Below are 19,807 nucleotides of genomic sequence, written 5' to 3'. Positions count from 1 at the left end.
TTCTATGGGGTAGGGGAAGTGCACTTTCTTTGCGCATGATTTCAGTCATTTATACACAACAGGTACAAAAAGGGAGATGTAAAAAAACTCAATCGAGTTTTTTCACATCCCCATCTTTCCATTTTTATGCACAGCTTGTAGCGTTTTCAAACTGCGAATTATACAATTCCGCATAAAACCCATTCTTCTCAAGTAGTTCTTCATGGTTCCCCTGTTCGATGATGTCGCCGTCTTTCATTACCAGGATGAGATCTGCGTCTCGTATGGTGGAGAGTCTGTGGGCGATTACGAAGCTGGTTCTGCCTTTCATGAGGTTATCCATGGCTTTCTGGATCTGGACTTCGGTTCTGGTGTCTACGGAGCTGGTGGCTTCGTCTAGGATCAGAATCTTTGGATCAGCCAGGATGGCTCTGGCGATCGTGAGGAGCTGTTTCTGACCCTGGGATACGTTGCTGGCTTCTTCGTTGAGAATCATGTTGTATCCGCTTGGAAGAGTCTGGACGAAACGATGTACGTGGGCAGCTTTGGCTGCGGCTACGACTTCTTCGTGGGTTGCATCGAGTTTGCCGTATTTGATGTTATCTTCGATGCTTCCGCTGAACAGCCAGGTATCCTGAAGTACCATTCCAAACATCTGTCTGAGTTCGCTCCGGTTGAAGTCTTTGATGTTGTGTCCATCGATCTTGATTGCCCCGCTGTTGACATCATAGAAACGCATCAGCAGTTTGATCATGGTTGTCTTTCCGGCTCCAGTCGGTCCTACGATGGCGATCTTCTGACCTTCTTTTACTTTTGCAGAGAAATCATTGATGATGATATGCTCCGGATTGTATCCAAAGTGTACGTGTTCAAATTCTACATTTCCCTGTAATCCTTCTACAGATACTGGATTTTCAGCAAACTGATCTTCTTCTTTTTCGTCCAGAAATTCAAATACCCTCTCTGATGCAGCGGCTGTCGACTGGAGCATGTTTGCTACCTGTGCAACCTGCTGGATTGGCTGTGTAAAGGATCTTACATACTGGATAAAGGACTGGATATCTCCAACTTCGATGGTCTGTTTGATTGCAAGGTAACCACCTAAGATAGAAACTCCTACATATCCAAGGTTTCCGACAAACTGCATGATCGGCATCATCATTCCGGAAAGGAACTGTGATTTCCATGCAGAACGGAACAGGATATCATTAGTCTCATCAAATTCGCGGATCACGTCTTCTTCTTTATTGAATGCTTTGACAATATTATGTCCGCCATATACTTCTTCTACCTGACCATTGATATGTCCCAGATATTCCTGCTGGCTTTTGAAGTATTTCTGTGAGTGTTTTACGATTACAGAAATCAGTACCATAGATACCGGCAGGATCAGAAGTGCGATCACAGTCATCAGCGGACTGATACTGATCATCATGATCAGTACACCGATGATCGTTGTCACGGATGTGATCATCTGGGTTGCACTCTGGTTCAGGCTCTGGCTCAGAGTATCTACGTCATTGGTTACTCTGGAAAGTACCTCACCGTGTGTAGTCGTATCAAAATAATTCATCGGCATACGATTGATTTTTTCAGAAATTTCTTTTCGCATGCGATAGGTCAGCTTCTGTGATACGCCTGTCATGATATATCCCTGGATAAAGGAGAAACATGCGCTGATCACGTACAGACACAATAAAGTTAACAGGATTTTACCAATCTTTGTAAAATCAATTCCGTTGCCGCCGGATACTTTTCCGACCAGACCTTTGAAAATTTCGGTCGTCGCTTTTCCGAGAACCTTTGGTCCAATAATATTGAAAACCGTACTTCCGATTGCAAATATCATAACAAAGAAAATACCGATTTTATATTCACTAAGGTAAGTAAAAAGTTTCTTCATGGTACCTTTGAAGTCTTTTGCCTTCTCGCCGGTTCCCATTCTTCCATGTCCACCGCCCATAGGTCCTCTTCTTCTTGGCTGATTACTCATACTATGCTTCCTCCTTTCCGTCATTTTCGTTATTTAAGTCTCTCGCAAGCTCTGCTTCAGAAAGCTGCGATGACGCAATCTGATAATATGCATCACAGGATTTCAGAAGCTCTTTGTGTGTTCCGATTCCCGCAATCTTTCCATCATCCAGCACAATGATCTGCTCCGCATGTAAAATGGTGCTGATTCGCTGTGCTACAATGATCACTGTGCTGTCCTGTGTCTTTTCTTTCAATGCAACACGAAGGGTTACGTCTGTCTTATAATCCAGTGCTGAAAAACTGTCATCAAAAATATAAACTTTTGGTTTCTTTGCAATCGCACGTGCGATAGAAAGACGCTGCTTCTGACCGCCGGATACGTTGGAACCGCCCTGTGCGATCGGACTTTCGTATTTTTTATGTTTTTCTTCGATAAATTCGGTTGCCTGTGCGATTTCTGCGGCTTCCTTCATCTCGGCTTCGGATCCATCCGGATTGCCATACAGAATATTGGACTCGATTGTTCCTGAGAAAAGTACACCTTTCTGTGGAACGTATCCAAGTTCATCCCGCAGATCATGCTGGGAAATGGTACGAATATCTTTTCCATCCAATGTGATCGTACCTTCTGTTACATCATAAAATCTTGGGATCAGGTTGATCATCGTAGATTTACCACTACCGGTACTTCCGATGATCGCCGTTGTCTGTCCCGGTTTTGCTGTAAAGCTGATATCATGAAGTACGTCTTCTTCTGCTCCCGGATAACGGAAGGATACGTGGTCAAATTTTACTTCGCCTTTTCTGGATTCTTCCAGTTTTTCCGGTGTTTTCGGATCTTCGATCGCTGTCCTGCTTGTCAGGATCTCATCCACACGGTCTGCTGCAACAGCTGCTCTTGGAAGCATAATAGAAATCATACAGATCATAAGGAAGGACATGATGATCTGCATTGTATACTGGACAAATGCCATCATATCACCAACCTGCATCTGCCCGTCACTGACACCATGTGCGCCGCTCCATACGATCAGTATGGTAATTCCGTTCATGATCAGCATCATCATCGGCATCATAAATGTCATGGCACGGTTTACAAATAAATTGGTTCTTGTCAGATCTCTGTTCGCTTTATCAAATCGTTCTTCTTCATGCTTTTCTGTACTGAATGCACGGATAACCGGAAGTCCGGTAAGGATCTCACGGGTAACAAGGTTCAGTCTGTCAACCAGGTTCTGCAGAATCTTAAATTTTGGTATTGCCACAATAAATAATACAGCAACAACCATCACGATCAGGATTACCCCAAGTACGATGATCCATGACATGCTGACATTCGTATGGAGAACCTTGAAAATACCTCCAATTGCCATGATTGGTGCATACATCACCATTCTCAGAAGCATAACTGCAAGCATCTGGATCTGCTGGATATCATTGGTACTTCTTGTGATCAGTGATGCAGTTGAAAAACGGTCAAATTCTGCATTGGAAAATCCAACAACTTTTTTAAATACCTTTCCTCTCAGATCACGTCCCGTACTTGCTGCCACTCTGGAAGCAAGAAGTCCTACGGTAACACTTGCGAGCATTCCAAGAAATGCAAGTGCAAGCATCTTACCGCCAGTTGTTAAAATATATCTGTTCTGGATCTTATCTGTATTCACGCCCAGAACACTGTAGGTTTCTTTAATATATGAAGTTGCTGCCTGTTCCAGCATGGTATCCGGCATATCGTCCATTTTTTCTGATATTTTATCAATAACGTCTGCTCTCTGTTCATCCGGTATCATGTTCAGGATCTCAAAGATATCTGCATTTTCGATCTTTTTCACCTGTTCATCAATGTTTTTCTGCATTTCATCCTGCTGTTTCTTGGCAAGCTCCGGATTTGCCGCAAGTGCTGCTTTCTGCTCATCTGTCATCTGGGACTGCATACTCTCTGCCTGTTTCTCAGCCTGTTCCTTTATAGAAGAAATCATATTCTCTTTCATGGATTCTTCCATCTTCTTTGTTGTATCGCTTCCAGATTCAAATCCATAAGTCAGAAGCATCGGCTTTCCAAGGATTTCAAATACCTTTCCTGACTTTTCTTCATCTTTTTTCACGGAATCCTTCAGAACATAAATTGCTCCATCATACTTATAATCCGAATCGGATTCCTTTTTCTCATATGCATCCAGCACTGTCTGCTGGTCTTCTTCTGCCACAAAAAGCAACAGCTTATTCATCTCTTCCTCTGCGATTGCATCCGGAATCTTCTCATCAATTCCTCCCTGCTGGATTCCGACATTGACAATGTCTGAAGTATAAGAAGGCAATGACAGATCGCAGTACGCCTGAACGATCAGGATAACAACAATCGCTGCTATAGTTGCTGCATAAGGCTTCAAATGTTTGAATAACTTTCTCATATAGCAATTATTTCCTTTCTTAGTAACTATTTTTATTCCTTAAATGGATTTTTACATGGCATATCACGGAATTCTTTTTCCTGGAAAAGATTGTCACTCATCTGTAAAAGCAGTCTTCTGCACAGTATTTTCTCTTCTGTGCTCATATTCTTCAGGAGTGTATCTTCCGTGCTTCGGAGAATCTCATGCATGTTGCCAAGAATCTTCTCTCCTCGTTCTGTCAGATGGATCCTTGTCATCCGCTGGTCTTTTTCGTCCTGCTCTTTTCTAATATATCCGAGCTTTTCCAGTTTCTGAACTGCTACATTCACCGATGGCGGCGTAATATGAATATGATCTGCAAGCTCTCTCTGTGACATCGGTCCTACCATCTGCAATATTGCAAGAATTCCTGCCTGTCCGGCTTTCAGCTCTGTATCCTTCATCTGGTTCGTCACATACCATTTATACATATGTCCGACCTGTGCAAGAAGAAGTTGTACCGGCATATTCTCCCTGGTAAAATCCCCACACTCAAATTTATCCGACTTCACCCTTTCACCTCCCGCAATTTGATTAGATATCTATTCATTAGAAGTCTAATCGTTATTTTATGCGTATCACACACATAAGTCAACATTTATTCTCAATAATTTATATTTTTATAATATTTTTCACAAACAAATAATTAAATGCCTAACTATTATTTTCTCATATTAAAACACTACGAAAAGCAAAAAAGGACTCTTCTGCCATTTTCTGTGCAAAAAAGTCCTTATCATTTACCATATCTGCCTTACCTGTAAAGCTTTATTCAATTTTTCACAAATTACATATCTTGCAGGAATGCCTTCACATTTTCCTCTTTTGTCGCCCAGGAAGTGCATAATCGGATCACACTATGGGTCTCATCGTACCTTTCCTGATAAGTTACGCCATATTTTTGGCGGATTTCCTGCAATTTGGCATCTTCCACAATAATGAACTGCTGGTTGGTATTGCTGTCCATGAAGAATTCATATCCTTTTTCTTTCAGTCCATCTTTCAAAAGCATTGCCATATCAATCGCATGTTTGGAGATTTCAAAATAAAGACCATCTTTAAAAAGCTCCAGGAACTGAACGCCAAGCAGTCTTCCTTTTGCAAGCATTCCACCTTTTTGTTTAATGCAGTAACGAAAATCTTGCTTTAGACATGGATTTGTGATTACCACAGCTTCTCCGAACAATGCACCGACCTTTGTTCCTCCAATATAGAATACATCACAACACTTTGCAATATCCGGAAGTGTCACATCTGTCCCCGGTGCCATCAGTCCATAACCCATTCTTGCCCCATCCAGGAAAAGATAAAGTCCACATTCCTTACATACAGTAGAAATATTTTCAAGTTCATTCTTTGTATACAATGTTCCTACCTCTGTCGGATGTGAAATATAAACCATCTTTGGCTGTACAATATGTTCATGAGACTCATCACTCCAGTGCAGGTCGTAATATTCCTTTATCTGCTGTCCTGTGATTTTTCCTTCCTTTGAAGGAAGTGCCAGAACTTTGTGTCCGGTCGCTTCTACAGCCCCGGTCTCATGGACATTGATATGTCCGCTATCTGCACAGATCACTCCCTGGAACGGGCGTAAAATAGAAGAAATTACTGTAAAATTCGTCTGGGTTCCTCCCACCAGAAAATGAACATCTGCCTCCGGTGCTTCACACACCTTCTTAATTGCTTCTCTCGCTTCTTCACAGTAAGGATCTTCCCCATATCCTACTGTCTGCTCCATATTGGTCTCGGCAAGCTTCTCGATAATTCTCGGATGTGCCCCTTCTGTGTAATCGCTAGTAAACAAAATCATTTCAACATCCCCTCTACTTTCTCTTTTAATTCTTTTGTAGCCTGCTCAATATCCGGCTGTCCGAAAACTGCACTGATCACGGCAACTCCACAGATTCCGTTTCCGGCAAGCTCTGTCACATTCTCTTCCGTGATTCCCCCAATTGCCACAACCGGAATGTCCACCGTCTCGCAGATTTCCTTTAAAACCTTATGATCCAGCTTTGTTGCATCTGCCTTTGATGTCGTGCCAAAGACTGCACCGACTCCCAGATAATCGGCTCCATGTGCCTGCGCCTTTAGCGCCTGCTCGACCGTCTTTGCCGTAACACCGATGATCTTGTCCTCGCCCAGTGTTTTCCGCACATCAAGAGCTTCCATATCGCTCTGCCCCACATGCACACCATCGGCATCTACCTTCTTTGCAATCTCTACATTGTCATTGATCACAAATGGTACATGGTAGGATTTGCAGAGTCTGGCAATCTCTTTTGCTTCTGCCAGGAACTCTTCCTCACCCAGATTTTTTTCCCTGAGCTGGATAAATGTAGCCCCACCTTTCAGCGCTTTTTCCACCTGGCTGTACAGGCTTTCTCCATTCAGCCAGTGGCGGTCTGTTACCGCATACAGAACCATATCTTTCTTATCTAATCTCATATTTTGCACCTTCTTCCAATTCTTTTCCTTCCATATTATAAATCGCATCGATGATCCGATTACGGTAGGTTGCGTTTCCATCTCCCGGCTGCATATATTTCCAGCCAGTCTCACCGGCAAGCCCCATGGCACAGACCGCTGCTGCCGCTGCTTCCAGATTATTCTCCGGATTCGCCGCAAGGAATGCCGTCATCATCCCGGAAAGCTGACACCCGGTTCCGGTGATCCGTCCCATCTCCGGACGACCGTTCCGGATCACAAAGCACCTCTTTGCATCACTTACAAGGTCTATTCCTCCAGTCACAGCAATCACGGAACCTGTCCTTCTGGAAAAATCCTTTATAAACGAAATCATTTTCTCCAGATTCTGCTCCGTCAGTGTATCTGCCTCGTCTGCATCCACACCACTCGTTGTACCATGTCCTGCTGCTAAGGTCTTGATCTCAGAAATATTTCCCCGGATCACATCAAACTGAATATCACGTATCAGATTCAGTGCCGCCTCTGTTCGGAACGAACTCGATCCTGCTCCAACCGGATCTAACAGTACTTTATGATACAGTTCATTGGATTTCTTTCCTGCTTTTTGCATGCTTTCAATCTTACGCGGATTCAGCATTCCCATATTGATATTCAGTCCCTGACAGATGGATGTGATTTCTTCAATATCAGTCGGCTCATCCGACATAATCGGACTTGCACCGCAGGCAAGAACCATATTTGCCACATCATTGATCGTCACATAATTGGTGATATTGTGTATCAGTGGTGCTTTTTTTCGTACTTCATCCAGATAGTTTCCAAGCATTCTTTTCCTCCGGTAAATCAAATTATTTCTTATATCTTTAAAATTGTCTCTATAATTATAAAAAGACAGATATATGTCTGCCTTTCTTCTTTTCACTATTTCTTATTATACTCTTGATTTTCTGAAATGCAATCTGCATTTACCTGAAACATATGTCATTTCCATTCTCATCCCTGTATCCGGCAGATCTATAAAAGACTTCTCCAGATAACAACCGGGACAGATGTTTTTTCACATCCGCCCCGGCTTCTTATTCACATGTTCACATGGATTTCAATATTCTATTTGCTTTCTGCTGCTTTCTTGCTCATCTCCGGTTTTACAATGAAGATTACCAGAAGAAGTCCAATCAGAGTAACGACTGCTGCTGTCCAGAATACAGATTTTACACCATTCTGGATCAGTGCTACATTGGTCGGATCAGCTGATGTACTTGCATTATATGCGACTGCAAATACTGCAACTGCAATTGTTCCTGAAAGTGAGTTTGCGAAGTTAACCAGAGAAGTTCCGATTCCCATATCTTCCGGTGCCAGCATTGCCTGTGCTGTTGGCGTAATGGATACAGCACGGAAGCTTTCAGCGATACCTGTAACTGCAAGTGCTACAAAATAAATCATGATCGAAGCACCTGAATTTGTTACCAACGCCATCACAGCCATCGGGATCATTGCAAGACTTGTACCAATTACCATTGCTTTCCATGCATTGGCAGCTTTCTTTCCTACCCATGCACCTGCGATAGTAGGAAGAATGATTGTAATCAGTGTACGCGGCATCTGCAGTGCACCTGCTGCACTCGTGGATGCTCCCATAACCTGCATGGCACCGATCGGTGCATAATAGTTCATGGCATTCTGATAGAAATAGCAGATAAATCCTACAATAAGGAGTACTGTGTAGTTTTTATTTTTAAATAATTTCATTGGAATCAACGGCTCTGCAGCTTTATTTTCAATCTTAACAAGTGCAATAAGAGCAATGATACCAATTACAAGACCTGCAAGAATCATTGGATTTGTCCATCCCATAGAAGATCCAAAGTTCAGTGCAAGCAGAATTCCGCAAAGTGATATGATGAGTGCGATCATCCCCGGAACATCAATCGTAACCTTTCCTTCTCTTTTCTGATTCGGCATGTTCATTCCAATCAGTACTATACCAAGAATAAGTGGAATTGCCGGCATAAGGATTGCCACAGTCAATAATCCCATATCTGTTAAAATACCTGCGATGATACTTCCTCCAAATCCACCAACAGCGATTGCGGTTGCAAGCATACCCATTGCCTTTGGTACATCTTTTCTTTCATTGATAAGACCTGCGATAATGTATGGTGCTGCTGTAAATGCGCCCTGTGCAAGGCTGACAATCAGTCTGAGGATCATAAGTGGAATCAGAGATCTCACAAATGCAAATGCAAAACCTGCAAGTGCACAGATAATTCCAGGAATCACTACAATGTTTCTTCTACCAATAAGGTCACCTAATTTTCCTCCGATCGGAGTCATAATCGATACACCGATCGCACCTACGATAGAGAAGAGTCCTACATATCCCATCGCATCAACTTTTTCAAGGATAGGTGCTGTTAACGTTGCAAATACCAGTCCATACATTGCTACGGAAAGCATCATGCAGATACATCCGATCTGAACCAAGTTTTTCTTTGCCTTCGGAAGCGGAATCGCAACCTGTGGCTGTTCCTGAGCCTGCTGTTCTTTACTCATATTCTTTTCCTCCTGTTCCTAAAGAAACCTTTACTCTCTATTTGTTATTTTTAAGCCACTGTGAAGCGCAATGGGCAAGACAAGCTGCTCCGATCGGGCAAACATCCTCATTAAACTGTGCTTTCGGATGATGTGCCGGATACTGTCCTCTTTCATCCAGATATCCTGCTGACAGATACATAAATGTACTTGGAACCTTTTCAGCGATCACTGCGAAATCTTCAGAAGCACTTGCAGAAATTCCCGGATATGGTGTGAGTCCCGGAATTCCAAGCTCCTGCATATATCCAACCACTTCGTCGGTAAGCTTCGGATTGCAGATCAGCGGAGGAACTTCTGAGATCATCTCAATATCAACGGTTCCGTTATATACAGCTGCTGTCTTTTCAGCGACTTCTTTCATCCTGCGGACCAGAAGTTCTCTTGCTTCCGGCTTGTTGGTACGAATCGTTCCCTGGAGAACAGCGGTCTCAGGAATGATGTTTGCTGCAGTTCCGCCTGCAAACTGTCCGATTGTAAGTACACAGGAATGTGTCGGATCACTTTCTCTTGCGATCAGTTCCTGCAATGCAAGATGGATATGAACTCCGATGTTGATCGGGTCAACTCCTACATGTGGATAAGCACCATGGGATCCTTTTCCATGGATGGTGATCTTAAATCCATCTACAGAATACATCATCGTATCCTTATCATTGTACATAAAAAGTCCGATTGGCATTTTTCCCGGTGATACATGGTATGCAAGTGCTGCATCAACCGGAGGATTCTCAAGAATACCATTCTCGATCATATTCTTGCTTCCTTCAAAAGTCTCTTCTGCCGGCTGGAACATGAATTTGATAGTTCCTTCCAGTGTATCTTCTTTTTCTTTCAGCATCTTTGCTGCTGTAAGAAGCATTGCAGCGTGGAAATCATGTCCGCATGTATGTGCTTCTTTTCCTGTAGGACATGCAAATTCTTCTCCGCTTTCTTCCGACATCGGAAGTGCATCCATATCTGCTCTCAGAAGAAGAACCTTTCCCCCTTTGCCGAGTGTAGCTGTTACCCCGTAGCCACAATCCTTCGGCTCAAGTCCGTATTCTGTCAGCTTTTCCATAACATAAGCTTTGGTCTTTGGAAGATCCAGACCAGTTTCAGCATTTTTGTGGATGTGTCTGCGGTTTGCAATTGTTTCATCCTTTAATTCCAATGCTCTTTCATAGTAATTCATACTAAGCCCTCCTTTAACTTTGTTCCTGCCATTTACATTAAAAATACTGTTCTACTTTTAGAATATTTACAGAACATTTTTATTAGTTTTTGGAACATTTACAGAATAGTTATCACGATTACATAATACCAACTTCTAAAATTTTAGTCAATAATATTACAGAATATTCTTGATTTTCGTTGTTTTTACCTATTTAATCGTTATTTTTTTAATTTTCAGAATATTATGGTTGATTTATGGAAGATAATTTTATATGATACTTTTTGAGAGGTGAAAGAAAATGAGAAGAAAAATTGTGGCTATTACCAGCCAGTACTTAAAGGAACCTATCTCGCAGATCGTCTCAGAACTAAAACTAAACTGCGACATCCAGGTGGTTTCCTACAACAAATTTGACACAATATCAGAAGTTTACGATTCTTACGCCGGGGACACTGACGGATTTCTTATCAGTGGTAAGATCGCAAAAGCTGCCATTGAGTCAACTGCGCACGCTTATAACCGTCCGATTGTATCCTTTGAAATTGATATAGCCGGTCTGTACCGTGCTCTTTTGAATCTGCTGATTTCCAACCGGGATCTGGATATGGACCGGATTATTCTGGATTTCCTGATTCCGATCGATGGCGGCTGTACTGCAACCGCTTTCCTTAAGGAGCTGGACATTGATACAGTTCCACCACATATTAACAACTGGACCAAGGCACTGACCCGTACCAGTATCAGTACGATTGAAAATCATGTCCTTTCAGAGCTGATCCGTATGTGGAACAACAATGAAATGGATATGGTTCTCTGTCAGTACAGTAATATCCTGCCGGAGCTTCGTGCGCACGGGATCCCGACAATCTATCCGCTGCCAAGTGTCAGCCATATCCGGGATCTTGCAAATGAACTTCTGTCCACGATCGAGCTGGAGCACATGCGTTCCAACCTTCCGGTTATCATCAATGTATCTCCCCGTAGTTCGACAGATAACACACCGGAAAATATCCAGCAGATCTATGTCTGTATGGAAGATTTCTTTAAAAAGAATCTGATGAATTGTATCTCTCAGAAAGTGGATAATCACTGCAGTGCCCTGACCACTGTGGAAATGCTGCAGCATATTACACACAATAACAAGGTCTGCGAACTGAATGAATTTCTCACCGACAAACTGCATTTTGAATGTGCTGTAGGATACGGAATCGGGGCAAATTTTGACAATGCGATCCGTAATTCTGTAAATGCCCGCAAAGAGGCTGTTCAGTTTGGAAAAAGTTTTATCCAGAATGAAAACGGAGATATGATCGGACCCCTTGGTTCATCCGACCGAAGAGTGATCCAGAATCAGTATGTGCAGAATCTTGGAAAGATTGCAAAGCAGTGTAATCTTTCACCGGTTACGATCAAGAAAGTCCTTGCCAGTACGCATGCTGCCGGATCAAATAAGATTACAACGCACGAGCTTGCCGAACGTATGGGAAGTACGGTGAGAAATGCGAACCGGATTATTCAGAATCTGGAAAATGGAGGAGTCGCGAAGCTCGCTTATACGCAGACGACCAATGCGAAGGGGCGGCCGGTTAAGGTATACGAACTTTATTTTAATTTCTAAAGAAATATATTGATTTACAAAAATATAGGTTGTGTCAACATCAGACAAAAATAATTCCCACCAGATTCTTTGTGCAAACAATTGAATCTGGTGGGAATTATAGAGTATAAAAAATCTCCCGGAACTACTTCCGAGAGGTTTCTACAGGGGATGACAGAATCGAACTGCCGCTAAGAGTTTTGGAGACTCCTGTCATACCATTTGACCAATCCCCTATTTGATTTTATGATCTAAAAAAGACCACTTGTTATTTATATCACAGTGGTCTTTTTTTGTCAATGAATTATTTTAGTTTTTCGCATTTTGGCGGATTTCATCAAGGTGAAGGATTCTCTGGTTGCGACTTCCGCGGAATTCCAGGGTGAGATCTTTTTCGGCTTCGATGAACTCGCCGTCTACGAGGGTATCGATACAGGCGAGCATCTTATCAGTGTATTCGGTGTAGACTTTTCCGCCGGGGATGAGGTCTACATCATAGAGATATCCGGTGTAGCACCAGACATTTTTCTCCGGGTAGCTTTCTTTGATCTTTTGCAGGAGTCCTGCGAGCTCTTTCTGGTTCTCCGGTTCGAAGGGTTCGCCGCCTAGGAGGGAAAATCCCTGGATATATGCCGGTTTAAGTGCTTCGAGGATCTCTGCTTCTACTTCTTTGGTATATGGATTGCCGTAATTGAAATCCCAGGTTTCGGAATTGAAGCATCCTTTGCAATGATGCCGGCAGCCGGATACGAAAAGGCTGACCCTGACGCCGGTTCCATTTGCGATATCGTAATTTTTGATTGTTCCGTAATTCATATCTTTATACTTCCCTTTTTCTCATTATAGCAGTACTACTCTGCTGTCCATTCTTACTCTTCTTATCAATTATAGCAAATCACACCTGAAAATCAACTACTATTGTCCTCCGATAAAGTACGATTCCAACCGCTCCGGCGGTCTTTTGACTCCTCCAAATGCTGTGATAAGTGCTGCTATGATTTGTCCGCATACATTCGCCCAAGCAACTGCCTTTTTGTAAAAATAATATTAGCGTTTTACAGCCAGCTCCATTATACTATACTTATAAACACCCAAAATGTGAAAGGCAGATCAATCCAATGGCAGGAAAACTATTTTAACTGCCCCCACAAGCAAAGGAGGGATTCTCATGACGAAAAAAGCAACGCCAAAAATTTATTTTATTCTGTTACTTTTGTTTATTCTGCTTACTGGCTGCTCAGACAAAAAGGCATCTGAATCAGCCGTAAGTCCGGAAGCCGAAGCAGTAATTACTGCAATGTTTACTGCGCCAAATGAAGAATTATACTCTCCGGATGCTTCTAATGTAATCGGTGAAAATACTGATGCAAATTCTGATGATGCTTTCGCCAATTCTGAGAAAATTCTTGAGAACTGGAACAAGCTTGTAGGAAAATATTTTGAGCGCGACCGATTAGAATATTTTGTTTCAACCTATGGTCAGACCTATCTGTCAGAGGCAGCTGTTAATAATACCCAAATAGCTGTAAAAGATATTTCGCTTGACTCCAAAACAGATGATTCTGAAACAGTTCTTGTGACTTTTAAGATCAATAAAGAAGAAATGGTCGAAAAAATCTATTTTTCTTATGACCAGGATGGTTTGATAAAAGACGTTTATCCAATTAATTTTAAATAATTTATAATAAAGGACACGGCTTCGCCAAGCGAAAGCCGTGTCCTTTATTATATCTTCTCACTATTTTTTCAAAAACATTTCCATCCTTACAGATGCAGTACCCTGTCCTTAATCTCCTGGGTCCTTCCCTGATTCCAGAACTGGGTTCCGATATATCCGCAGGTTCTTCTCGCTACAAAGAGCTTATCCTGATCCCGGTTGCCACAGTTCGGGCATTCCCATACCAGCTTTCCGGTCTCGTCCTCGATGATCTTAATCTCTCCGTCATAACCGCAGACTTCACAGAAATCACTCTTGGTATTCAGCTCTGCATACATGATATTCTCATAAATGTACTGTAATACGGAAAGTACCGCCGGAATATTGGTCTGCATATTCGGTACTTCGATATAGCTGATCGCCCCACCCGGTGAAAGCTTCTGAAATTCCGATTCAAATTTCAATTTGCTGAACGCATCAATTTTTTCGGTAACATGTACATGATAGCTGTTGGTAATATAGTTCTTATCTGTAACGCCCGGAATGATTCCGAAACGCTTCTGCAGACATTTCGCGAACTTGTATGTGGTAGATTCCATCGGTGTACCGTATACGGAATAGCTGATATTTTCTGCTTCTTTCCATTCTTTACATTTATCATTCAGGCGCTGCATAACTGCCAGTGCAAATGGCTTCGCCTCCGGATCTGTATGGGATTTGCCAAGCATCCGCATACACATCTCATAAAGTCCTGCATAGCCAAGAGAAATGGTAGAATATCCGTCAAATAACAGCTTGTCAATCGTCTCACCCTTTTTCAAACGGGCAAGTGCCCCGTTCTGCCACAGGATCGGTGCAACATCTGAAACGGTTCCGAGAAGGCGTTCATGTCTGCACCGGAGTGCTCTGTGACAAAGCTCCAGTCTCTCATCCAGGATTTCCCAAAAACGTTCCATATTGCCCTCTGCTGAACATGCCACGTCAACCAGGTTGATCGTTACAACCCCCTGATTGAAACGTCCATAGAACTTATGACTTCCGTCTGCATTTCTCTGGGAATCTTCTACGGTAAGGAATGAGCGGCACCCCATGCACGGATAAACATCTCCGTTTTTCAGTTCTTTCATGATCTTTGCAGAAATATAATCCGGCACCATACGCTTTGCCGTACATTTTGCAGCCAGCTCAGTCAGATACCAGTATTTGGAATCCTCGGTAATATTATCTTCATCCAGTACATAGATCAGCTTCGGGAACGCCGGTGTGATCCATACACCCTTTTCATTCTTAACACCCTGCATACGCTGCTTCATCACTTCTTCGATGATCATCGCAAGGTCATCCCTGGTTCTTCCTTCCGGGACCTCATCCAGATACATAAACACCGTTACGAAAGGTGCCTGTCCGTTACAGGTCATCAGTGTGATCAGCTGATACTGGATCGTCTGGATTCCGCTCTGTACTTCGGTACGAAGCCTTCTCTCTGTGATCTTGTCGATGATCGCATCATCCAGAACCTCTCCGGATTCTATTCTTTCTTCAATGACACTCTTGCGGAGCTTCTGACGGCTTACATCTACGAATGGTGCAAGATGTGACAGAGTAAATGACTGTCCGCCATACTGGTTACTTGCAACCTGCGCAACGATCTGTGTGGTCACATTACACGCGGTAAAGAAACTATGTGGTTTCTCGATCATCGTCTCGCTGATGACAGTTCCGTTCTGGAGCATATCCTCCAGGTTGATCAGATCACAGTTGTGCTCTTTCTGCGCAAAATAGTCCATATCATGAAAATGAATGATTCCTTCTTCGTGTGCACGGACGATTTCCTCCGGAAGAAGGACTCTCTTGGTAAGGTCCTTGCTGACCTCTCCTGCCATGTAATCTCTCTGTGTAGAATTGATCACAGGATTCTTATTGGAGTTCTCCTGCTTTACTTCCTCGTTCATATGATCGATCAATGCAAGAATTCCGTTATCCGTTGTATTCGACTTTCTGGTTAATTCTCTCTTATAGCGATAGCGGACATACTTCTGGGCAACCTCATAACCACGCATCTCCATAATGCCGGTCTCAACCATATCCTGGATGTCCTCCACATTCACTGCATGCGTAAATTCCTCTGCCTGCTGTGCAATCTTCTCCGCAATTGCAATGATCTGAAAGTCATTCATCCTGTGGATGTTCTCAACCTCTTCATTCGCTTTTTTGATCGCATTCACAATCTTTTCCAGCCGGAAGTCTACTTCCTCACCGTTTCTTTTGATTACTCTCGTCTTTACTTCCAAATCCATCCCAACTTTCTCCTAACTTTGTTCCATCGCTCCACAAAATATAGTGTCACTTTTAAGTTTCTCCACTATATTTTGCGCTCTGTAGTATATGATACCCCATATTCACGAAAATGAAAAGGGGGATTTTTGTTTTTTTTATGTTATTTTTTTATCTTGCCATTTTCCAGATTCGGTCTTAAGAATTCTTCTTTCGCATACTCCCAGATCGCTTCTGAGCCTTTTGCCGTATTCCGGTTACGGTTCAGGATCTGTTCAATATGAACATCGTGTTCCTCCCACGCTTTGCCGTCTGTAGCCGCATTTAACATGATCGGCTGGATATTGTCCATCGTCCGGGCAAACTTCGACTCAGCAGTCTCCTGTGCCTCAAATTCCTCCCAGAGCGCCCGAAATTCCTTTCCCTGCTTTTCCGGAAGAAGTCCGAAAATCCGGTCCGCAGCCTTCACTTCCCGTTCCCTCTGCGTCTTCTTCGCATCTTCATCATAGGCATAGGTATCCCCCGCATCAATTTCTACAATATCATGGATCAAAAGCATCGTCACTGTCTTAAGAACATCGATCTTCTCATTGGCATATCCCGCAAGCAGAACCGTCATGATCGCCATATGCCACGCATGCTCCGCGTCATTCTCCTTACGCACCCCATCCGTCAGATATGTCTGCCTTCCAATAAATTTTTCCTTATCAATCTCCCGAAAGAAATTAAATAATTGCGTAAGTTCCTCTTTTTCCACGTTTTTGCTCCTTCTATGATGAAATACACTCTATTTGAACACCTCAAAATCCTTTTTCTCAGTACACGCACACTGTTATATATTCTACCACAAACTACCCTGTATCGGAACTTTTATTTTGTAAAAGATTGTACCATTTTTCCCAATAAATTTTGTCAAAAATTCCGTATTGAAAAAGCGCGCAATCTGTAGTAGATTACGCGCTTCCACATAAATTTGTTTCCTATTTACCATTTTTTTCGCTTCGACACCTTCAACCGGTTCATCGCCCTTGAAAGCGAAGCCTGTGTCCGGTAATATTCCTGTATACTCTGTTTCTGGCGAAGCTTTTCTTCTGCATACTCCATCTGCTCCTGGGCATGTCTGGCATCGATATCCTCCGGTTTCTCTGCCGTCTGCACCAGCATCGTCACACGGTTGTTGACGATCTCAAGGAATCCGGTTCCGACCGCAAGGTTCACCCATTCGCCTTCTTCAAACTGAAGCATTGCCTCACCGATCACCACAGCGATCACCATATCTTCATGGTGCGGAAGAATTTCCATTCCACCGCCGTCCGGTACCGGCACGATCATCTTTCTGCAACGTCCTTCATAGAATACCCGGTCACTGGAAATGATTTTAAGTCCAAATGTATCCATACCTGGCACCTCTATTCTGCTTTTTCAGCCTTTGCCTTCTCGATGACTTCATCAATCGTTCCTACATTGAAGAATGCATTCTCCGGATACTCATCCATTTCTCCGTCGAGGATCATCTTAAATCCTCGGATCGTCTCTTTCAGAGGTACATATTTTCCCGGAACTCCGGTAAATGTCTCTGCAACGAAGAATGGCTGGGAGAGGAATTTCTGAATCTTTCTTGCTCTCATAACCGTTGCCTTGTCTTCATCGGAAAGCTCTTCCATACCAAGAATTGCGATGATATCCTGCAGCTCTTTGTATTTCTGCAGAACCTCTGTTACACGGTTTGCAACTTCATAATGTTCTTCTCCGACAATATCCGCCTCCAGAATACGGGAGTTAGATTCCAGTGGATCAACTGCCGGGTAAATACCCTGTTCTACAACCTTACGGGAGAGTACGGTTGTTGCATCCAGATGAGCAAATGTAGTTGCCGGAGCCGGGTCTGTAAGGTCATCGGCAGGGACATAAACAGCCTGTACGGATGTGACAGAACCATTCTTTGTAGATGCGATCCTCTCCTGCAGTTCACCCATTTCAGTTGCCAGTGTCGGCTGATAACCTACGGCTGATGGCATACGTCCAAGAAGTGCGGATACTTCGGAACCTGCCTGTGTAAAACGGAAAATATTATCAATGAAAAGAAGCACATTCTGATGTTCTTTATCACGGAAATATTCAGCCATTGTAAGTCCTGTCTCAGCGACACGCATACGTGCTCCAGGTGGTTCGTTCATCTGACCAAACACTAAGGCTGTCTTATCCAGAACTCCGGATGCTTTCATTTCTGTCCAGAGGTCGTTACCTTCACGGGAACGTTCTCCAACACCGGTAAAGATGGAATATCCGCCGTGCTCTGTGGCTACGTTACGGATCAGTTCCTGGATCAGTACAGTCTTACCTACACCGGCACCGCCGAACAGACCGATCTTACCACCTTTTGCATAAGGTGCAAGCAGGTCGATAACCTTGATTCCGGTTTCCAGGATTTCTACAACCGGGCTCTGGTCTTCAAATGACGGCGGATCTCTGTGGATCACCCAGTGTTCGGTATCTTCTTTGATTTCTTCGCCATTGTCGATGGTTTCTCCAAGTACGTTGAACAGACGTCCAAGGGTCTGCTCTCCAACCGGTACTTTAATTCCAGAACCGGTAGCGGTTACTTCCATGTCCTTGCAAAGTCCTTCACTTGCTGCCAGCATCAGACAACGAACCTCATCATTTCCCAGATGCTGCGCAACTTCCATAATACAGGTTTTTCCGTTGTTCTCCACCTGCAGGGCATCTTTGATACACGGCAGATTTCCGTCTTCAAATACAACGTCAACAACTGGTCCCATGACCTGTACAATACGTCCTTTATTCATACCTGTTTTCACTTCCTTTTCCGTTTCTGGGCTTTGGCACCTGCACAAACTTCAGTAATTTCCTGTGTGATTGCAGCCTGCCTTGCCCTGTTATATATAATAGAAAGATCTTTGATGATTTCCTGCGCGCTGTCTGTTGCTGATTGCATTGCTGTCATTCGCGCATTGTGTTCGCTTGCATATGCCTCTACCAGACATCCATAGATCATACCAACCACGTAGTTTGGTACGATGCTGTCCAGAACCGCCTCTGCTGATGGATAAAGCGCGATCGCCTCTCTATGGATGCTAAGCGGCATTTTCATTTCATTAAATGAAGATCTCTCAAGCGGCAGGATCTTCATTTTTTCAACCGTTGTCAGCATCGAATTTTCCATTCTGGTGTAAACGATGTAGACCTCGTCCAGTTCACCTCTCTCATACTGGGAAAGAATCACTTCCGCGATATCTCTTGCCCTGTGCATGGTCGGTTTCTGCACAGTATAGAGGAAATTGGTGTCAATTTCCACACCCTTATTCGCATAATAGTGTCTGCCAAGCTCACCGACTACGAACAGCTTATGCGCTCCCGGCTCCTCCAGGATCTCATCCTCCACCTTGACAATGTTGTGGTTGTAAGCTCCTGCAAGTCCTTTATCCGCAGTAATGACAATGGAACCTATCTTTCGTTTCTCTTTTGGAATCTCTTCCCGCGCATCAAAATACCGGTGCTCGATCTCAGGAATATGCCTCAGGATTCTGGAAATCTCTCCCTGAAGTCCGTAAAAGTACGGCTCTGAATCTGTCAGCTTTTTCTTCGCCTGTCTCATCTTGGTAGACGAGATCATATACATGGCGTTCGTGATCTTCATCGTATCTTTGACGCTGTTGATTCGAGTCTGTATTTCTCTGATATTTGCCATA

16 protein-coding genes and 1 tRNA gene are annotated in these 19,807 nt (G+C 43.3%); 2 read left to right on the top strand and 15 right to left on the bottom strand.

Features of this window, described 5'->3' with window-relative positions; all coding sequences use genetic code 11:
- Window positions 1-124 precede the first annotated feature (124 nt).
- The 8 genes from PG418_RS09260 to PG418_RS09225 all read right to left on the bottom strand — a co-directional run bounded on the left by PG418_RS09260 (window position 125) and on the right by PG418_RS09225 (window position 10,587).
- Window positions 125-1,972 carry an ABC transporter ATP-binding protein gene (locus tag PG418_RS09260; RefSeq protein WP_498837314.1) on the bottom strand — a complete coding sequence of 616 codons (1,848 nt, stop codon included), beginning with the start codon at window positions 1,970-1,972 and terminating at the stop codon, window positions 125-127.
- Between the two features lies 1 nt (window position 1,973).
- The gene (locus PG418_RS09255; RefSeq protein WP_498837313.1) at window positions 1,974-4,367 is read right to left on the bottom strand and encodes an ABC transporter ATP-binding protein; all 2,394 of its coding nucleotides are present in this window, start codon (window positions 4,365-4,367) and stop codon (window positions 1,974-1,976) included.
- A 32-nt stretch (window positions 4,368-4,399) separates the two neighbouring features.
- On the bottom strand, window positions 4,400-4,900 hold the full coding sequence (locus PG418_RS09250; protein WP_368276963.1) for a MarR family winged helix-turn-helix transcriptional regulator: 501 nt from the start codon (window positions 4,898-4,900) through the stop codon (window positions 4,400-4,402).
- Between the two features lie 275 nt (window positions 4,901-5,175).
- Window positions 5,176-6,201: a threonine aldolase family protein gene (locus PG418_RS09245; protein ID WP_173687149.1), complete on the bottom strand. Its 1,026-nt coding sequence runs from the start codon at window positions 6,199-6,201 to the stop codon at window positions 5,176-5,178.
- The gene (thiE, locus tag PG418_RS09240) at window positions 6,198-6,836 is read right to left on the bottom strand and encodes a thiamine phosphate synthase (protein ID WP_117556911.1); all 639 of its coding nucleotides are present in this window, start codon (window positions 6,834-6,836) and stop codon (window positions 6,198-6,200) included. Before thiE ends, PG418_RS09245 begins: the two co-directional genes overlap by 4 nt.
- Window positions 6,823-7,644 (bottom strand): hydroxyethylthiazole kinase, encoded by an 822-nt coding sequence (gene thiM, locus PG418_RS09235; RefSeq protein ID WP_055156458.1) that lies wholly within the window; start codon window positions 7,642-7,644, stop codon window positions 6,823-6,825. The genes thiE and thiM overlap by 14 nt, the downstream gene beginning before the upstream one ends.
- Window positions 7,645-7,925: 281 nt before the next feature.
- The gene (locus PG418_RS09230) at window positions 7,926-9,374 is read right to left on the bottom strand and encodes an MFS transporter (protein ID WP_204576042.1); all 1,449 of its coding nucleotides are present in this window, start codon (window positions 9,372-9,374) and stop codon (window positions 7,926-7,928) included.
- A gap of 37 nt (window positions 9,375-9,411) precedes the next feature.
- The gene (locus tag PG418_RS09225; RefSeq protein WP_498837312.1) at window positions 9,412-10,587 is read right to left on the bottom strand and encodes a M20 family metallopeptidase; all 1,176 of its coding nucleotides are present in this window, start codon (window positions 10,585-10,587) and stop codon (window positions 9,412-9,414) included.
- 280 nt (window positions 10,588-10,867) lie between these two features.
- On the opposite strand from PG418_RS09225, the gene PG418_RS09220 reads away from it, so the two are divergent.
- Window positions 10,868-12,187, top strand: coding sequence for a hypothetical protein (locus PG418_RS09220; RefSeq protein ID WP_055156452.1), 1,320 nt, complete (start codon window positions 10,868-10,870; stop codon window positions 12,185-12,187).
- A 144-nt stretch (window positions 12,188-12,331) separates the two neighbouring features.
- Here the strand turns inward: PG418_RS09220 and PG418_RS09215 are convergent.
- Window positions 12,332-12,402 (bottom strand) — tRNA-Trp (locus tag PG418_RS09215).
- A 73-nt stretch (window positions 12,403-12,475) separates the two neighbouring features.
- The gene (gene nrdG / locus PG418_RS09210) at window positions 12,476-12,982 is read right to left on the bottom strand and encodes an anaerobic ribonucleoside-triphosphate reductase activating protein (protein ID WP_022220109.1); all 507 of its coding nucleotides are present in this window, start codon (window positions 12,980-12,982) and stop codon (window positions 12,476-12,478) included.
- Between the two features lie 352 nt (window positions 12,983-13,334).
- On the opposite strand from nrdG, the gene PG418_RS09205 reads away from it, so the two are divergent.
- Complete coding sequence (locus tag PG418_RS09205) at window positions 13,335-13,844, top strand: hypothetical protein (protein ID WP_227119935.1); 510 nt, start codon at window positions 13,335-13,337, stop codon at window positions 13,842-13,844.
- 86 nt (window positions 13,845-13,930) lie between these two features.
- On the opposite strand, the gene nrdD is transcribed toward PG418_RS09205, so the two are convergent.
- The 5 genes from nrdD to atpG form a co-directional block, all read right to left on the bottom strand.
- The gene (gene nrdD / locus PG418_RS09200; protein WP_008374382.1) at window positions 13,931-16,120 is read right to left on the bottom strand and encodes an anaerobic ribonucleoside-triphosphate reductase; all 2,190 of its coding nucleotides are present in this window, start codon (window positions 16,118-16,120) and stop codon (window positions 13,931-13,933) included.
- Between the two features lie 140 nt (window positions 16,121-16,260).
- Window positions 16,261-16,854: an HD domain-containing protein gene (locus PG418_RS09195; protein ID WP_055249251.1), complete on the bottom strand. Its 594-nt coding sequence runs from the start codon at window positions 16,852-16,854 to the stop codon at window positions 16,261-16,263.
- A gap of 227 nt (window positions 16,855-17,081) precedes the next feature.
- Entirely contained in the window at window positions 17,082-17,495 is a 414-nt protein-coding gene (gene atpC / locus PG418_RS09190; RefSeq protein WP_055249249.1) for an ATP synthase F1 subunit epsilon, read from the bottom strand.
- An 11-nt stretch (window positions 17,496-17,506) separates the two neighbouring features.
- Window positions 17,507-18,904, bottom strand: a complete 1,398-nt coding sequence (gene atpD / locus PG418_RS09185) for a F0F1 ATP synthase subunit beta (RefSeq protein ID WP_022220893.1) — start codon at window positions 18,902-18,904, stop codon at window positions 17,507-17,509.
- 8 nt (window positions 18,905-18,912) lie between these two features.
- On the bottom strand, window positions 18,913-19,806 hold the full coding sequence (atpG, locus tag PG418_RS09180) for an ATP synthase F1 subunit gamma (RefSeq protein WP_055249247.1): 894 nt from the start codon (window positions 19,804-19,806) through the stop codon (window positions 18,913-18,915).
- Between the last annotated feature and the right edge of the window lies 1 nt (window position 19,807).

Source organism: Bariatricus sp. TF06-38A (genome assembly GCF_027690675.1).
GTDB lineage: Bacteria > Bacillota > Clostridia > Lachnospirales > Lachnospiraceae > Allocoprococcus > Allocoprococcus comes.
The sequence above is the reverse complement of the archived record's forward strand: the minus strand, read 5'-3'. Positions and strand labels throughout refer to the sequence as shown.

Excerpts from the sequence above, each read along its gene's own strand:
- PG418_RS09205 (WP_227119935.1), top strand. The coding sequence starts at position 13,335 with ATGACGAAAAAAGCAACGCCAAAAATTTATTTTATTCTGTTACTTTTG.
- atpD (WP_022220893.1), bottom strand. The coding sequence starts at position 18,904 with ATGAATAAAGGACGTATTGTACAGGTCATGGGACCAGTTGTTGACGTT.
- PG418_RS09260 (WP_498837314.1), bottom strand. The coding sequence starts at position 1,972 with ATGAGTAATCAGCCAAGAAGAAGAGGACCTATGGGCGGTGGACATGGA.
- nrdD (WP_008374382.1), bottom strand. The coding sequence starts at position 16,120 with ATGGATTTGGAAGTAAAGACGAGAGTAATCAAAAGAAACGGTGAGGAA.
- PG418_RS09220 (WP_055156452.1), top strand. The coding sequence starts at position 10,868 with ATGAGAAGAAAAATTGTGGCTATTACCAGCCAGTACTTAAAGGAACCT.
- thiE (WP_117556911.1), bottom strand. The coding sequence starts at position 6,836 with ATGAGATTAGATAAGAAAGATATGGTTCTGTATGCGGTAACAGACCGC.
- PG418_RS09225 (WP_498837312.1), bottom strand. The coding sequence starts at position 10,587 with ATGAATTACTATGAAAGAGCATTGGAATTAAAGGATGAAACAATTGCA.
- thiM (WP_055156458.1), bottom strand. The coding sequence starts at position 7,644 with ATGCTTGGAAACTATCTGGATGAAGTACGAAAAAAAGCACCACTGATA.
- nrdG (WP_022220109.1), bottom strand. The coding sequence starts at position 12,982 with ATGAATTACGGAACAATCAAAAATTACGATATCGCAAATGGAACCGGC.
- atpG (WP_055249247.1), bottom strand. The coding sequence starts at position 19,806 with ATGGCAAATATCAGAGAAATACAGACTCGAATCAACAGCGTCAAAGAT.
- atpC (WP_055249249.1), bottom strand. The coding sequence starts at position 17,495 with ATGGATACATTTGGACTTAAAATCATTTCCAGTGACCGGGTATTCTAT.
- PG418_RS09245 (WP_173687149.1), bottom strand. The coding sequence starts at position 6,201 with ATGATTTTGTTTACTAGCGATTACACAGAAGGGGCACATCCGAGAATT.
- PG418_RS09230 (WP_204576042.1), bottom strand. The coding sequence starts at position 9,374 with ATGAGTAAAGAACAGCAGGCTCAGGAACAGCCACAGGTTGCGATTCCG.
- PG418_RS09255 (WP_498837313.1), bottom strand. The coding sequence starts at position 4,367 with ATGAGAAAGTTATTCAAACATTTGAAGCCTTATGCAGCAACTATAGCA.